This window comes from Acidovorax sp. SUPP950 (assembly GCF_030158935.1).
Classification (GTDB): Bacteria; Pseudomonadota; Gammaproteobacteria; order Burkholderiales; family Burkholderiaceae_C; genus Paracidovorax.
In genome coordinates, this window is the sequence record NZ_BQXE01000002.1 from 547,460 (window position 1) to 562,778 (window position 15,319).

Here is a 15,319-nt window from a genome sequence, read left to right on the forward strand (position 1 = left end):
GCGCGGGCGTGAGGCGCACGCCGCCGTCCCCCTTGCGCACCGACTTCCATTCGCGCGACAGCAGTTCGCGGCGCAGCCGCCACGAGCGGTCGGACTGCTGGTTCTGGTCCAGCGCATCGGCGTAGTTCATGAGCCACAGGAAGTCGTCCTGGTGCTCCCGCAGGTGCGGCGTGAGGTAGCGGTCCAGCGCCACCTGCGGCAGCGACAGGGCCTGGTAGGCCGCCGCCAGCGCATCGTGCACATCGCTGTCGCGTGCCCAGCTGCGCTCCTGCGTGGCCAGCAGGGTGCGCAGCGAGACGGCATCGTTGCTGTCGATGAACAGCCACATCAGCGCCTGGCGCATTTCCGACGAATCGGGGCTCAGCCGCAGGCCGGCTTCGAAGTGCCGGCGTGCCTCGGGCAGGTTGCCGGTGTTCTGGTAGTAGGTGCCTGCCAGCCGCAGGAACTCGGGAATCTGCCACAAGCGCGCCAGCGAGCGCCGGGTCGCCGTGGGGCTCGCGTCCAGCTGCGCGAGCAGGGGTCCGAACGCCTCCCACCGGCTGCGGCCCGAGTACAGCGCCAGGGCCTCGACCAGGTAGCGCGGCTCGTCGAACCGCTGCCAGGCCAGCACGGACACGCGCGCGGCCTCCAGCGGCTGGTCGGTGATGAGCAGGCGCACCAGGGCGTCGAAGTCCGACACGTCCGTGCCCTTGGTTTCCACCAGGCGCCGGTAGGCCTGCACGGCCAGGTCGTTGCGCTCGCGGCTTTCGGCCAGTTGGCCCGTGAGCCGCCAGAAGTCGGTCTCCATGTCCTGCGCGGGCAATTGCTGCTGCTGGGCCGTCTCCAGCCACTTCAGGCCTTCGTCGGGCCGGCCGTGGGTGAGGGCGAGAATGGCCGCGCGCATGGCGCGAGCAGGCGTCACCTGGGCCTTGTCGGCCAGCAGGCGGCGCCAGTTGTCGAGCGCGAGGGTGGGCTGGCCCGCGCGTTCGGCGAGGTTGGCCAGCAGTTCCACCGCCTGCGGGCTCTTGGCGTGGTCCTTCAGGTAGTCGATGGCGGGCTGCGGCTCGCCGATGCGCTCGTAGGCATCCACCAGCGCGCGCACCAGGTTGAAGTCGTCGGGCCGGCTGCGCAACTGGTGGCGCAGGGCGAGCACCAGCGCGCCGTCGTCGAACTGGCCCGGCGCCAGGCGCAGCACGGCCTGCCAGGCGGCTTCCTTCTGCGTCTGCCGGGCGATGAAGAGCCAGTTTTCCAGCGCCGGGGCGGGGCGCTGCGTCCATTCGGACACCTGGGCCAGCCGCTCGCGCCACGCCAGGTCCTGCGGCTGCTGCTGCACGGCGGCGTTGGCCAGCGCCCAGGCGTCGTCCAGCTTGCGGTTTTCGAGAAAGACCTCGTAGCCCAGCGTGTAGATCTTGTCGTCGAAAGGCAGGCCGGGCGGCGGCACGTTGCGCGGCGCGGGCCGCGCGGCCGGTGCGGCGGAGGCTGCTGGCGTGGCTTCTGCCGCCTGCGCCATGCGCTGCAGGCGCCAGGGCCCTGCAGGCACGGTGTCGGGCGCTTGCAGGCGCAGCCACGGCGGCACCATCAGGTGGGCGCCGTCGTCGTACCGATGCAGCGGCGCGGCCGCTGCAGCAGGGCTCTTCAACGGACGCAGCAGGGCGCCCACGGGCCGCATGGCTTCGGCATCGTCGGCCTGGGCCAACGCGCTGGCCGGTGCCGGCCAGGACGGGCTGAGCGAGATGCGCAGCAGGCGCCGCACGTAGCGGTCCGCCACCGCGGGCTTGCCGGCCGCCCGGGCCAGGTTGGTGATCATGAGCAGCGTCTGTGGGTCGTCGGCCAGGGGGCCGATCTCGCGCTCGGCCAGGGCCAGGGCGGCCACGGGCTGGTTGCCCGACTGCAGCGTGCGCACGGCGGCCAGGTAGTACGCCTTGGCCTGTTCCGGGTCGGGCGTGACCTGGCGCGCCAGCACGTACAGCTCGGCGCTGCCCGCGTAGTCGCCCGTGCCCAGCGCTTCCTTGGCGGCCCGCTCGTACAGGCGCGCTGCCTCGCGCGGGTCCTTGGCCTCCTGCGCGAGCTGGCGGCTCATCGCGACGCCGGTGGCGCGGTCTTCCATTTCGGCCGCGCGGCGGGCGAGCAGCAATTGGCGGTTGGCGGGCCACTTTTCCTTGGCCAGGGCCTGGAGCTGGCGCTTGAGGTCCTCGCGCTGGGCTTTGCGGCGCTCGGTTTCCTTCTCGGGCGTGCGCTGGTACTCGGCGTACGACAGGTCCCACAGGCTCCACAGCGCGTCGCGGTGCAGTTCCGGGTCGCTGGAATCCAGCGCGGGTTGCAGCGTGGCCCGCGCGTCCGCCATTTCGCCCACGGCGATCTGGCGCTGCGCCAGCAGCAGGCGCAGGCGGGGGTTGTCGGGATCGCTGCGCAGCAGGTTGGTGAGGTAGGCCACCGACAGCGCGATGTCGGTGGTCTCGGACAGCCGGCGCTCCAGATCCTGGCGGGGATACAGCAGCCACAGCCCCCCGCCGACCATGCTGGCCAGCAGGGCGATCAGCCACGAAGGCGCCAGGACGGGGCGCTCAGCGGGCTGGGCACTGGAGCTGGATTTGCGCAGCAGCATCGGCGATCCGGAATTGTTGGACATCCGGGCCGGCCGGAGTGGCCGCCCGCGTGGGGGTGAGCAGTTTCTGGTTGGCGCGCACCTGGCAGTTGCCGGCCGCCGCCACGCTGAACGCGAGCGGTGCGTAGGCCTTCAGCGTGAACTCGGTGCGCGCGCCCTGGTCGCGCACGTTCCAGTCGCCGAGCCGGCCGTTGGCATCGAACAGGTAAGGGCCTTGCGCCAGCGCGGCGGGCGCGCTGGCCGTGGCCGCAGGCGCCGCGGCCTCGGCCGCCGCGCCACGGGTTTGCACCCACGCCGCGCCGCCGGTCAGGTGCACGTAGGTGCCCTCGGCACCGGCGCGGTAGCCCGCCACGCCCTGGCTGCCCTGCACCAGCGGCGTGCCGAGCACGCGGGGCAGGCGCAGCGTGCGCAGCTCGCCGTCACCGCGCACGCGCCAGCCCGCGCCGTCGCGCGCCAGCGCGTAGGTGTGGAAGTCGCGCACCTTGCGGATGAACTCCGAGGCGAACACCGGGTGCAGCGGCTGGGCCACCGCCCAGTCGTACACCTTGCGCAGCACGTTGAGGCCGGCGCGCTTGGTGGTGGAGTACACGTGGTAGTAGATGTCCACGGGCTTGATGCGGCGGGGCGTCTCCGTCATCTCGAAGCTCTGCAGCACCTGCTCGTAGCCGTAGTAGGGGCCGCGCCACAGGTTGGTGTAGATGTTCTCGTTGGTGATGGGCGCGTACACCTGCAGGTAGCCGTTCTTCTGGATGCCGTGCGCCCCTACCGCGGTGAGCGATGGGTTGGTGCGCGTGATGGACGTGTCGCCGCCATTCATGTTGAGCAGGCCCGCGCGTTCGGTGATCTCCAGCGCCTCGGCGCCGGGCGCGGTGTCGCCCGACCACAGCAGGATCTTGACCTTCTTGTCCGGCGGCGCCAGCCGGGTGTTGATGTATTCGGTCGAGCCCACGATCTCGCGTTTCAGGTCCATGGTGTAGCCGGGAACGTCCAGGCTCATGGCGGCTTCCGAGTTCTCGCTGAACAGCCCGTGGCGCACGCTGCGGTCCCACAGGAAGGGGTGCGAGTAGGTGTGGCTGGCGATCTCGACGTGCGGCAGGCGGAACATGCGCCGCGCGATGTCCTCCAGTTCCTTGCTCATCTCCGGGTGCAGGCCGTGCGGCGCGATCTCGGCCTCGATCACGGACATGGTCTGTGGCACGGTGCGGTATTTCTCGAACACTTCCTTGAGCAGCACCAGCCCGGCGTTGGGGCTGCCCGGCAGTTCGGCCAAGGAGGGGAAGCCGTCGCCGTCCACGTGCGAGAACACCAGCCGGCGGCCGTTCTCGGTGGTCACGTCCGGCACGGGAATGGGCGGCAGGCGAAGCGCCTGCGTGAGGAAGGCGAAGGGGTCCACCACCCAGCGTGCGTAGTCGGTGCCCGGCACCTCCACCACGACGAAGGGGTCCACCACGAAGCCGCCCCAGGGCATGATCGCGCCGCCGACAAAGGACTGGCCGCGCTGGTCCTTGAACTCCACCAGCGAGCGGCCCGCCTGCACCGGCACGCCGTTGCGCATGACGGGCTCGAACTGCGCCCGGGCCGCCGGCTCCACCGCCATCTCGAAGCCCATCATCGGGTCCTGGACCACGGGCTTTTGCGTGCCGCGCGGTGGCAAGGCATTGCCCTGGATGCCCAGTTTGTCGTTGAGCTGGCGGTCCAGCGCGAAGCCGAAGTTGCCGAACACCGCCAGGGGCGTGCGCTCGGCCAGCCGGGCCTGCAGCCACTGGTTCATCGCCTTGGTGCGGGTCTCGGGCAGGAAGCCGGAGAACCACGTCACGATGCCCGCGTAGCGGTCCTGGTACACGCCGGCGGGCAGTTCGTTGCGCACGTCCGCATAGTCCACCACGTAGCCCATGTGGTTGAGCGGCATCTGCAGGAAGCGGTGGGCCGCGGCGTAGTTCAGCGCCGGGCTTTCGCCGCCGTAATAGACCACCAGCACCCGCCGCGGCACCACCTCGATGCTGCCGATGCCGACGGTGTGCACCTGGCTGTCCGTCACCCAGGGGATGAAGCCCAGGTCCTTGATCTTCTGCGCCGTGGCGCGCGTCAGCTCGCGGTCCGCGGGCGGCACGTAGTCGATGGCCAGCACCGGCAGGCCGTCGCGTTCGCGAATCGTGCGCAACTGGCCCAGCAGCCATTCGCGGTCTTCGGCCTTGACGGGCTCGTAGCGCTGGGCGCCGGCGTTCCAGCCCTGGTACAGCGACTCGGCCGCCACCATCTGGATCTTGTCCTTGACCCGGGGCACGATCTCGAAGCCCCGGTTCAGGATGAGCTTGATGCCCGGAAAGCGCTGGTGCAGCAGTTCGATCACGCGCACGATGCCGGCCTGCTGCGCCGCCTCGTCGAACTGGTTGGCGAGCCGGTACGAGTCGAGCGTGTCCAGGAAAAAGCCGCGGTAGCCGCTTTGCCACAGCGGGCCGACCACACGGGAGGCGAAGAACTCGGGCCAGTCGGCCGGCGTCTGGTCGATCACCTCGGAATTCCAGGCGCCGTTGCGGGCCAGCTTCCATGCCGCGGGGATGTCGCTGTAGTAGGGACGGGACGACTGCACCTCCGCCACCGAGACGTAGGCATACAGCTCGCTGCCGCTTTGGCGGTAGGCCACGGGGTCCTGGCCATGGCCGGGTTCGACCACCACGATGTCGAACACCTTCAGCTCCGACAGCGGGGCAGCCGGACCGTAGTGCAGCGCTACCGCTGGCGCAGCGGCCCACGCCCAGGCTGGCAGCACCAGGAATAGGCTTAAAAACAACAGTCGAAGCGTGGTTGGCACAGCAGGCAAAGGTGGGAAGGCAAAAGAAGAAGCGGTTCGGATGCAGGTGACCTCGTTCGGATCATTGGATCGGCAGCCGTGGAAGCGGAGGGTGCTTCCATTGGATGTTGGTACTTATAGACACATTGGCATGGAAAAGGGAGATGGATACACCTTTGTATTAATAAAAACAATCGACACAATAGCTTTCATTTGCCCTGATTTCACACCGATGGCGGCGCCGGAGTTAAATACCAGGGCGCTTCGCTGTTGCAGGGTTGACGCACTGTCGTTTTTTGTGGTGCCGGGTTGAGGCCCGTTTCCAGGCTGGCACCACACAGGTACGCACGGCGGGCCGTTGGGTTTCAAAAAAGGAGAAATTTCGTGATCCTCGTCACAGGCGGGGCCGGTTTCATCGGCTCCCACACTTGCGTCGCGCTGGCCTCCGCCGGCATTCCCTATCTCATCCTGGACAACTTCGGCAACAGCCGCCGCTCGGTGCTGGACCGCCTGGCCCACATCACGGGAAAGGCGCCCGAATGCATCGAGGGCGACGTGCGCGACGAGGCCCTGCTGGCGCGCATCTTTGCCGAGCACCCCATCGAGGCCGTGGTGCATTTCGCGGCGCTCAAGGCAGTGGGCGAGTCGGTGCGCCAGCCGCTCGCGTACTACGACAACAACGTGGCCGGCACCGTGGTGCTGCTGCGGGCCATGCAGAAGGCGGGGGTGCGTTCGCTGGTGTTCTCCTCCTCGGCCACGGTGTACGGCGAACCGGCCTCGGTGCCGATCCGCGAGGATTTCCCCCTGTCAGCCACCAACCCCTACGGCTGGACCAAGCTCATGATGGAGCAGGTGCTGGCCGACGTGGATGCGGCCGAGCCCGGCCAGTGGCGCATCGCGCGGCTGCGCTACTTCAACCCCGTGGGCGCCCACGAGAGCGGCCTGATCGGCGAAGACCCGCAGGACGTGCCCAACAACCTGCTGCCCTACGTGGCCCAGGTCGCCGTCGGCATGCGCGAGAGCCTGAGCGTCTACGGCGACGACTACCCCACCCCCGACGGCACGGGCGTGCGCGACTACATCCACGTGTGCGACCTGGCCGACGGCCACGTCGCAGCGCTGCGCTACCTGCGCGAGCACCCCGGCCTGCTCACCGTGAACCTGGGGACGGGCCGGCCCGTTTCGGTGCTGGAGATGGTGCGCGGCTTCGAGCGCGCGAGCGGCCGCCCGGTGCCCTACCGCGTGGTGGCGCGCCGGCCGGGCGACGTGGCCCAGTGCTGGGCCGACCCGGCGCTGGCCGAGCAACTGCTCGGCTGGAAGGCCCACCACGGCCTGGACCGCATGTGCGCCGACGCCTGGCGCTGGCAGGACGGGGCGGCGCGCACGCTCTGACGCGCCGCGGTCTCAGACCGGCGCCTGCGCCGGGACGCCGTCGCCGCGCGGCGCATCGGGTTCGGTGTCCAGCGTGGCGGCGTGCACGGCCGCCTCTTCCTCGGACAGCAGCGCGCCCTCCCACTTGGCCACCACCGCGGCGGCGATCGAGTTGCCCACCGCGTTGGTCGCCGAGCGGCCCATGTCGAGGAAGGTGTCCACCCCGAGGATCAGCAGCAGGCCGGCCTCGGGAATGTTGAAGTGGTTGAGCGTGGCGGCGATCACCACCAGCGAGGCGCGCGGCACGCCCGCCATGCCCTTGGAGGTCAGCATCAGGATCAGCAGCATGGTCACCTGCGTCTCCAGCGGCAGGTGGATGCCGTAGGCCTGCGCGATGAACAGCGTGGCGAACGTGCAGTAGATCATCGAGCCGTCGAGGTTGAACGAGTAGCCCATCGGCATCACGAAGCTGGAGATGCGGCGCTTCACGCCGAACCGGTCCAGCGCATCCAGCAGCTTGGGGTAGGCCGCTTCCGAGCTGGCCGTGGCGAACGACAGCAGGAACGCCTCGCGGATGTTGCGCAGCAGCACGATGATGCGCCGGCCCAGGGCCAGGTAGCCGGCCAGGATCAGCACGGCCCACAGGATCACCAGCGCCAGGTAGAAGTCGCCCATGAACACGGCGAACTTCAGCAGGATGCCCAGGCCGTTCACCGCCACGGTGGCGGCCATGGCCGCCAGCACCGCCACGGGGGCGAACTTCATCACGTAGCCGGTGATCTTGAGCATCACGTGCGACAGCTCCTCGATGCCGCGCACCAGCGTGCGGGCCTTCTCGCCCAGGCCCGCCAGGGCGATGCCGAAGAACATCGAGAACACCACGATCTGCAGGATCTCGTTGTTGGCCATGGCCTCCACGAACGAGCGCGGCACCAGGTGGTTCACGAAGTCCTTGAGCGTGAATTTGGACGTCGCCAGGTGCGCGGACTGCCCCGCATCCGGCAGCGCCAGCCCCATGCTCGCGCCCGGCTGCAGGACGTTGGCCAGCACCAGGCCCAGCAGCAGCGACACCAGCGATGCCGTGAGGAACCACCCCATGGCCTTGGCGAACACCCGGCCCACCGACGACGCATCGCCCATGTGGGCGATGCCCACCACCAGGGTGGAGAACACCAGCGGCGCGATCAGCATCTTGATGAGCCGCAGGAACACGTCCGAGGCGATGGAGATGTAGCCCGCGATGCGCGCGGCCTCCTCCGGCTGGAGCACGTTGGCGTGGATCAGGTGGCCGATCACGATGCCGAGCGCCATCGCGACGAGGATGCCGACCGCGGGCGGGAGCTTTCTTTTCTTGGGCTGCATGGGTGACAGGGCGCGGCCGGCGGGCCCCGAAAGGGGAGCCGGCGATGCACCGATTTGGGGAAAACCCGCGATTGTGCTGCATGCGGGACGCCGCCCCGCCACCGGCCCCGCGCCCCTGCCCGGCGCGTGGCGGGCTCCTACAATCGCCGGATGACCGCCACTCCGCCCGTGCCGCCCTCCGCGCGCTCCGTGACCTTCCATGGCCTGCCCGCGCTGCAGCTGGCGCTGCCGACGGGCGAGACCGCCACCATCGCGCTGCAGGGCGCCCAGGTGCTGTCCTGGACCGGCCGCGATGGCGCCGAGCGGTTCTTCCTGAGCCCGCGCGCCGCCCTGGACGGCCACTCGCCGATCCGCGGGGGCGTTCCCGTGTGCTTTCCCCAGTTCAACCAGCGCGGCCCGCTGGCCAAGCACGGCTTCGCGCGCACCTTGCCCTGGCGGGTGGAGCGCAGCGAGGCCGATGGCGACAGCGGCAGCGAGGGCCCCGTGGCCCGCGCCGTGTTCGCGCTGGACGACACGCCCGAGACGCGGGCCTGGTGGCCCCACGGCTTCGCGGCGCGCCTCACGGTGGTGCTGTCCGCCGAACACCTTCTGCTCGACCTGTCGGTGCGCAACACCGGCACCACGGCGTGGGATTTCACCGCTGCGCTGCACGGCTACTACCGCGTGAGCGACATCGCCGCCACCCGCGTGGAGGGGCTCGATGGCTGCGCCCGCTGGGATTCGGTGGCCGACGTGCATTCGGTGCAGCAGGGCCCCGTGGCGTTCGACGGCGAATACGACTGCATCTTCTCGGCCGCGCCCGCGCCACTTCGGCTGCACGCGGGCGACCACGCGCTGACCCTCGCGCAAAGCCCGTCCTGGGGCAACACGGTGGTCTGGAACCCCGGCGCCGCGCTGTGCGCCAAGCTGGCCGACCTGCCCCCCGACGGCTACCGGCACATGGTGTGCGTGGAAGCCGCCTGCATCGACCAACCCGTGCACCTGGCGCCCGGCGCCGGCTGGTCGGGCTGGCAGCGCCTGGGGGCCGGCTGAGCCGCCCCTTCACCCGTTTCTTTCTTCGGACTTCCCATGCTTGCCAAACGCATCATTCCCTGCCTCGACGTGACCGGCGGTCGCGTGGTCAAGGGCGTCAACTTCCTCGAACTGCGCGACGCGGGCGATCCCGTCGAGATCGCCGCGCGCTACAACGGCCAGGGCGCCGACGAGCTGACCTTCCTGGACATCACCGCCACCAGCGACGGGCGCGACCTCATCCTGCACATCATCGAAGCCGTGGCCAGCCAGGTCTTCATTCCGCTGACCGTGGGCGGGGGCGTGCGCACGGTGGAAGATGTGCGCCGCCTGCTGAACGCGGGCGCCGACAAAACGAGCTTCAACTCCGCCGCCATCGCCAACCCGGATGTCATCAGCGCCGCCTCGGCCAAGTACGGCGCGCAGTGCATCGTCGTGGCCATCGATGCCAAGCGCCGCCAGGGCGAGGACCTGCAGGCGCGGGGCGAAGGCTGGGACGTGTACAGCCACGGCGGGCGCAAGAACACCGGGCTGGACGTTTTGCAATGGGCCACCGAGATGGCGCGGCGCGGCGCGGGCGAGATCCTGCTCACCAGCATGGACCGCGACGGCACCAAGTCCGGCTTCGACCTGCAGCTCACCCGCGCCGTGAGCGACGCGGTCAGCGTGCCGGTGATCGCCTCGGGCGGGGTGGGCAACCTCGACCACCTGGCGGACGGCGTGCAGCAGGGCGGGGCCGATGCCGTGCTGGCCGCCAGCATCTTCCACTATGGCGAATACACCGTCGGCCAGGCGAAGGCGCGCATGGCCGAGCGGGGCATTCCGGTGCGGCTGTGACGGGCCGCACCCGGGGCCGCGCCCGCCTCGGGGCGGGGATCTGCACGGTCCTTTTCGCCGCCGTGCTGGCAGGCTGCGCGCAGGGCCCGCGCTCTGCGGGCAGCACGCCGGCGCCGTCCTATGCCTCGGGCTACTTCGACCGCGCGCCTTGCGCCGACCGCATCGGCCGCTGCTTCGACGCCACCATCGGCGGCCAGCCGGTGGAGGTGATCGCCACGCGCGAGGAATTCGAACGCCTGCGGGCGCAGCTGCGCGCCCTCGACGGTGGCGTGCGAGACGTGTACTGGACCGTGCGCCGCCCCCTGGGCAGGGCCGCGGCGCTCGATGTGGAGACGTTCGCCAACGCGTTCGGGCGTGCCCATGTCGGCGAGCCCCGCGAGGAGGCCGACGTGACGGTGTATGCCCTCGACGGGCAGAACCTGGAGAGCGAGACCGAGCACGTCGCCAGCCCCGACGTGCGCATCGGCGGCCGCCCGGCCGTGGTGCAGCAGGAGACGCTCACGCAGGACACGCTGCCCCCCGGCCGCTACGCCTTCGCCATCAAGTACCTGGGCCGCACGAACTGGGACCGCAAATGGGTGTTCCTGTCGGTGCAGTGAGGCCCGCAGGCCTTTTTGCATGAAAATGGCCTTCGGCGCAATCAATACTAGGGCGTTATGCTATAAAAAATATAGCAAAACAGGCCTTTCCCGCAGTGCAGCAAATGACCGAGAATGACTCCATGAACTGGCTCGACGAAGTGAAATGGGATGCGCAGGGCCTGGTGCCCGCCATCGCGCAGGAGGCGGCCACGGGCGACGTGCTCATGTTCGCGTGGATGGACCGCGAGGCCCTGGCCAAGACGGCCGAACTGGGGCGCGCGGTGTATTTCAGCCGCTCGCGCGGCAAGCTGTGGTTCAAGGGCGAGGAGTCGGGCCACGTGCAGACGGTGCACGAAATCCGCCTGGACTGCGACAACGACGTGGTGCTTCTGAAGGTGACGCAGCTCGGCCACGAGCCGGGCATCGCCTGCCACACCGGCCGCCACAGCTGTTTTTTCAGCGTGCTCAAGGACGGCGCCTGGCAGGCGGTCGATCCGGTCTTGAAAGACCCCGAGTCCATCTACAAATAACGGCAATGCCCATGACCATCCCCCTCACCGACGCCCCGGCTGCTCCGCAGGCCCGCCCGTCCGAAGACGCGCTCGCGCGGCTGGCCGCCGTGATCGAAAGCCGCAAGCCCGCCCACGGCGGCGATGCCGACAAGAGCTACGTGGCGCGGCTGCTGCACAAGGGGCCGGACGCCTTCCTCAAGAAGATCGGCGAGGAAGCCACCGAGGTCGTCATGGCCGCCAAGGACGTGGACCATGGCGCCGACCCATCCAAGCTGGTGTACGAAGTGGCCGACCTGTGGTTTCATTCCATGATCGCCCTCGCGCACTACGGCCTGACCCCGGCCGACGTGGTGGCCGAGCTGGAGCGCCGCGAGGGCACCAGCGGCATCGAGGAAAAATCCCTGCGCAAGGCCCTGGCCCGCGCCAACGACGAAGGAGCCAACGCGTGAGCGACATCATCGACGTGGAGCCGAACGAGCGGGCCGAATCGCTCAAGACCGTGGGTTGGATCAGCTACTTCCTGCACCTGATCGTCGCCGTGGGCGCCGTCATCCCCGGCGCGCAGCCCGGGGCCCTGCTGCTGGTCATCGCCCTGGTCATCGACCTGGTCAAGAAAAGCGATGCCGAAGGCACCTGGCAGGCCAGCCATTTCTCGTACCGCATCCGCACCGTCCTCTGGGCCGGCGTGCTCTACGTGGTGACCGCGCCGCTGTGGCTGCTGTTCATCGCGCCGGGCTGGATCGCCTGGGGCCTGATCTCCATCTGGTTCCTGTACCGCATCGTGCGCGGCATGGTGGCGATGAACAAGGGCCAGGCGATCGATGCCTGAGGCAGCCGCCCCCGCAGCGCCGCGGCGGCTCAACCTCGCCCTGCAGGGCGGTGGCTCGCACGGCGCGCTGACCTGGGGCGTGCTCGATGCGCTGCTGGAAGACGGGCGCTTCACGCTCGACGGCATCAGCGGCACGAGCGCCGGCGCCATGAACGCCGTGGCCCTGGCCCACGGCTTCGCGCAGGCCGCCAAGGCCCACCGGCATGCCAGCGCCGACGCGGCGCACCGCGCCGGCTGCGAGGCGGCGCGCGCCACGCTGCGGCGGCTGTGGGAGGGCGTGGGCGCCATGGGCAGCCTGCTGTGGGGCGTGCCACTGGCCTCCAGCCCCTTCATGGGCATGATGACCCAGTGGCTCTCGCCCTACCAGACGAATCCGCTGGACATCAACCCGCTGCGCCGGCTGCTGGAGCGCGAAGTGGACTTCGACGTGCTGAGCGCCGCGCGTCACCCCCGCGTCTTCGTGTGCGCCACCAACGTGCGCACCGGGCGCGGCGAGATCTTCTCCGGCAAGGCCCTGAGCGCCGATGCCGTCATGGCCTCGGCCTGCCTGCCCCTCCTGTTCAAGGCCGTGCAGATCGGCACCGAGCACTACTGGGACGGTGGCTACTCCGGCAACCCGGCCCTGTACCCGCTGATCTACAACACCGAGTGCAGCGACGTCCTGCTGGTGCAGATCAACCCCATCGAGCATGCCGAAGTGCCCGACACCGCCTCCGAGATCATGGAGCGCATGAACGAGGTCACCTTCAACGCCAGCTTGCTGGGCGAGATGCGCGCCATCGAGTTCGTGCGGCGCCTGCTGGCCGAGGGCAAGCTGGATGCGCGGCGCTACAAGAGCGTGCGCATGCACCGCATCGACGGCGGCTCGCTGCTGGCGGGCTTTGGCGCCTCCAGCAAGACGCGGGCGGACCTGCCGTTCATCCGCCAGCTGTTCGAGCTGGGCCGCACTGCGGGGCAGGGCTGGATCCAGGCCCACCAGGCCGACGTCGGCGTGCGTCCCACGGTGAACATGGCCGACAATGCCTGACCCGGCGCCTCCAGCCAGGCCCCGTTTTTCCAGTTCCACCCCATCCCCCATCCATGCAGCACGATCCGAACTGCCTTTTCTGCAAGATCATCGCGGGCCAGATTCCCTCCAGGAAGGTGTACGAGGACGAAGACATCTTCGCCTTCCACGACATCCACCCCTGGGCGCCCGTGCATTTTTTGATGGTGCCCAAGGAGCATGTGCACTCCATGGCCGGCGTGACCGAGGCCCATGCCGGTGTGCTGGGCCGCATGATGGCGCTGGCCCCGCGCCTGGCGCTGGAGCAGGGCTGCAATCCCTATCCCGAAGGCGGTTTCCGCATCGTGGTGAACACGGGCGCCGAGGGCGGCCAGGAAGTGCACCACCTGCACGTGCACGTGATGGGCGGCCCGCGGCCCTGGCTCAAGGGCTGAACCGGCGGCCGCCGGGGAGGGCGTGGAGCCCGGGCGCCGCAGGGATATGAACTTCCCCGTCATGCGACGGGTCTAGAATGGTCCGTATTCGTTAGGAGATTGACATGGGTTCGTTTTCCATCTGGCACTGGCTGATCGTGCTGCTGATCGTGGTGATGGTGTTCGGCACGAAGAAGCTCAAGAACATGGGCTCCGACCTGGGCGGCGCCGTCAAGGGGTTCAAGGACGGCATGAAGGACGGCTCCGCGAGCGACGTGCCGCCGGCCACGCCCCCCGCAGGGCAGGTCGTCAACCACACCGCCGCCGACCCCAAGGGCACCACCATCGACGTCGAAGCCAAGCACAAGGGCTAATGCCCTGCCGGCCCTGCTTCCATGATTGATATTGGCCTGTCCAAAATGGCGCTGATCGGCGCCGTGGCGCTGATCGTCATCGGCCCCGAGAAGCTGCCGCGCGTGGCGCGCACCGTCGGCACGCTGCTGGGCAAGGCGCAGCGCTATGTGGCCGACGTGAAGTCCGAGGTCAACCGTTCCATGGAGCTGGACGAGCTGCGCAAGATGAAGGAAACGATGGAAGGTGCTGCACGCGACGTGCACCAGAGCATCCACACCAGCGCCAGCGACTTCGAAAAAGACTGGAACAACGACTTTTCCGGCACCGCATCCGGCACGGGCACCGATACCGGTGTGCCGTACGACGCGGCCGGCGACGCCAGCGTGGTGCCGGCATACAAGCACCCCGGCAAGAACTGGCGCCTCAAGCGGGGCGCCACGCCGCAGTGGTACAAAGCCCGCAGCGGCGTGCGCACCAAGGCCCAGTCGGGCGCGGCGCGCGTGGCCCGCTTTCGGCCCCAGAAATTCCATTGATGGCTGCGCACCCCGCGCAGCCACCCGCGCGGGTGCAATGCCCGCCCCTCCTGCACCATGTCCGAAACCCCCACTAAAGAAGACGAGCTGGCCGGCACCGAGCAGCCGTTCGTGCAGCACCTCATGGAGCTGCGCGACCGCCTGGTCAAGGCGCTGATCGCCATCGGCATCGCCGCGGGCATCCTGTTCCTGTACCCCGGCCCGGGCGCGCTCTACGACCTGCTGGCCGCGCCCCTGGTGGCGCACCTTCCCAAGGGCGCCACGCTGATCGCCACCTCGGTGATCTCGCCGTTCATGGTGCCGCTCAAGATTTTGCTGATGTCGGCCTTCCTGCTGGCACTGCCCGTGGTGCTGTGGCAGGTGTGGGCCTTCGTGGCGCCGGGCCTGTATTCGCATGAGAAGAAGCTGGTGCTGCCGCTGGTGGTGTCCAGCACGCTGCTGTTCCTGGTGGGCGTGGCGTTCTGCTACTTCTTCGTGTTCGGGCAGGTGTTCGCCTTCATCCAGGGCTTCGCGCCCAAGAGCATCACCGCCGCGCCTGACATCGAGGCGTACCTGAGCTTCGTGCTCACCATGTTCCTCGCGTTCGGCCTGTCGTTCGAGGTGCCGATCGTCGTGATCGTGCTGGCGCGCATGGGGCTGGTCAGCGTGGAAAAGCTCAAGGGCTTTCGCGGCTATTTCATCGTGCTGGCCTTCATCATCGCCGCCGTGGTCACCCCGCCCGACGTGGTGTCCCAGCTGGCCCTGGCCGTGCCGATGTGCCTGCTCTACGAACTGGGCATCTGGGCGGCGCAGCTCTTCATCCGCCACACCAAGGCGCCCGAGGACGAACAGGCGCAGGAACCGACCTGACATCGAACGGGGAGCTGGGCAACGCCTGCGCGGCGTGCCTTGCGCGTCGCGGCCCGGTCGCATCGTCGAGGGCATGGCGTGATCGGGTAATCGATTCTTCATGGCGGCGCTGATGCCGCGCCAGGGGTTGCCTGCAGTGCGCTCCACGGCCTGCTCGATGGCCTGATCCGCGCCGGATGTTCACGTCGCCGGCCAGCCTTCAAGACCACGGCGCCACCCCTGGGCCCCCCGCACGGCCCCATGCATCGCCCACCCGTTTCAATCGTGTCCCGCGGCGAATGAATCC

Annotated in this window: 14 protein-coding genes and 1 pseudogene; 12 read left to right on the forward strand and 3 right to left on the reverse strand. The window is 69.1% G+C overall.

Annotated elements, in window-relative coordinates; translation table 11 throughout:
* Nucleotides 1-64 precede the first annotated feature (64 nt).
* Both AVME950_RS24395 and AVME950_RS11615 read right to left on the reverse strand, forming a co-directional pair.
* A pseudogene (locus tag AVME950_RS24395) lies at nt 65-2,608 on the reverse strand (tetratricopeptide repeat protein); the annotation flags it as partial.
* Nucleotides 2,544-5,396 (reverse strand): bifunctional glycoside hydrolase/polysaccharide deacetylase family protein, encoded by a 2,853-nt coding sequence (locus tag AVME950_RS11615; protein ID WP_284429942.1) that lies wholly within the window; start codon nt 5,394-5,396, stop codon nt 2,544-2,546. The pseudogene AVME950_RS24395 and the gene AVME950_RS11615, both read right to left, overlap by 65 nt.
* Before the next feature lie 363 nt (nt 5,397-5,759).
* Between AVME950_RS11615 and galE the strand changes: the two genes are divergently transcribed.
* On the forward strand, nt 5,760-6,767 hold the full coding sequence (galE, locus tag AVME950_RS11620; protein ID WP_284429943.1) for a UDP-glucose 4-epimerase GalE: 1,008 nt from the start codon (nt 5,760-5,762) through the stop codon (nt 6,765-6,767).
* A 12-nt stretch (nt 6,768-6,779) separates the two neighbouring features.
* Here galE and AVME950_RS11625 read toward each other — a convergent pair whose 3' ends face one another.
* Nucleotides 6,780-8,108 carry a dicarboxylate/amino acid:cation symporter gene (locus AVME950_RS11625; protein ID WP_284429944.1) on the reverse strand — a complete coding sequence of 443 codons (1,329 nt, stop codon included), beginning with the start codon at nt 8,106-8,108 and terminating at the stop codon, nt 6,780-6,782.
* Nucleotides 8,109-8,258: 150 nt separating this feature from the next.
* Between AVME950_RS11625 and AVME950_RS11630 the strand changes: the two genes are divergently transcribed.
* The 11 genes from AVME950_RS11630 (at nt 8,259) to tatC (ending at nt 15,033) form a co-directional block, all read left to right on the forward strand.
* Complete coding sequence (locus AVME950_RS11630) at nt 8,259-9,140, forward strand: D-hexose-6-phosphate mutarotase (protein ID WP_284429945.1); 882 nt, start codon at nt 8,259-8,261, stop codon at nt 9,138-9,140.
* A gap of 36 nt (nt 9,141-9,176) precedes the next feature.
* Nucleotides 9,177-9,956: an imidazole glycerol phosphate synthase subunit HisF gene (hisF, locus tag AVME950_RS11635; protein ID WP_272551361.1), complete on the forward strand. Its 780-nt coding sequence runs from the start codon at nt 9,177-9,179 to the stop codon at nt 9,954-9,956.
* Nucleotides 9,953-10,555 carry a hypothetical protein gene (locus AVME950_RS11640; RefSeq protein WP_284429946.1) on the forward strand — a complete coding sequence of 201 codons (603 nt, stop codon included), beginning with the start codon at nt 9,953-9,955 and terminating at the stop codon, nt 10,553-10,555. Before hisF ends, AVME950_RS11640 begins: the two co-directional genes overlap by 4 nt.
* A gap of 104 nt (nt 10,556-10,659) precedes the next feature.
* Entirely contained in the window at nt 10,660-11,067 is a 408-nt protein-coding gene (gene hisI / locus AVME950_RS11645) for a phosphoribosyl-AMP cyclohydrolase (protein WP_487090342.1), read from the forward strand.
* Between the two features lie 11 nt (nt 11,068-11,078).
* A complete protein-coding gene (locus AVME950_RS11650; protein WP_284396774.1) occupies nt 11,079-11,498 on the forward strand; it encodes a phosphoribosyl-ATP diphosphatase in 420 nt (139 codons plus the stop codon).
* Nucleotides 11,495-11,878 carry a DUF4870 family protein gene (locus tag AVME950_RS11655; protein ID WP_272567628.1) on the forward strand — a complete coding sequence of 128 codons (384 nt, stop codon included), beginning with the start codon at nt 11,495-11,497 and terminating at the stop codon, nt 11,876-11,878. The genes AVME950_RS11650 and AVME950_RS11655 overlap by 4 nt, the downstream gene beginning before the upstream one ends.
* On the forward strand, nt 11,871-12,905 hold the full coding sequence (locus AVME950_RS11660; protein ID WP_284429947.1) for a patatin-like phospholipase family protein: 1,035 nt from the start codon (nt 11,871-11,873) through the stop codon (nt 12,903-12,905). The genes AVME950_RS11655 and AVME950_RS11660 overlap by 8 nt, the downstream gene beginning before the upstream one ends.
* A gap of 53 nt (nt 12,906-12,958) precedes the next feature.
* On the forward strand, nt 12,959-13,318 hold the full coding sequence (locus AVME950_RS11665; RefSeq protein WP_284405146.1) for a histidine triad nucleotide-binding protein: 360 nt from the start codon (nt 12,959-12,961) through the stop codon (nt 13,316-13,318).
* Nucleotides 13,319-13,422: 104 nt separating this feature from the next.
* The gene (gene tatA / locus AVME950_RS11670; RefSeq protein ID WP_284396782.1) at nt 13,423-13,671 is read left to right on the forward strand and encodes a Sec-independent protein translocase subunit TatA; all 249 of its coding nucleotides are present in this window, start codon (nt 13,423-13,425) and stop codon (nt 13,669-13,671) included.
* Nucleotides 13,672-13,692: 21 nt separating this feature from the next.
* Nucleotides 13,693-14,184 (forward strand): Sec-independent protein translocase protein TatB, encoded by a 492-nt coding sequence (gene tatB / locus AVME950_RS11675; protein ID WP_284396785.1) that lies wholly within the window; start codon nt 13,693-13,695, stop codon nt 14,182-14,184.
* A gap of 57 nt (nt 14,185-14,241) precedes the next feature.
* Nucleotides 14,242-15,033: a twin-arginine translocase subunit TatC gene (gene tatC / locus AVME950_RS11680; RefSeq protein ID WP_272567636.1), complete on the forward strand. Its 792-nt coding sequence runs from the start codon at nt 14,242-14,244 to the stop codon at nt 15,031-15,033.
* Nucleotides 15,034-15,319 lie beyond the last annotated feature (286 nt).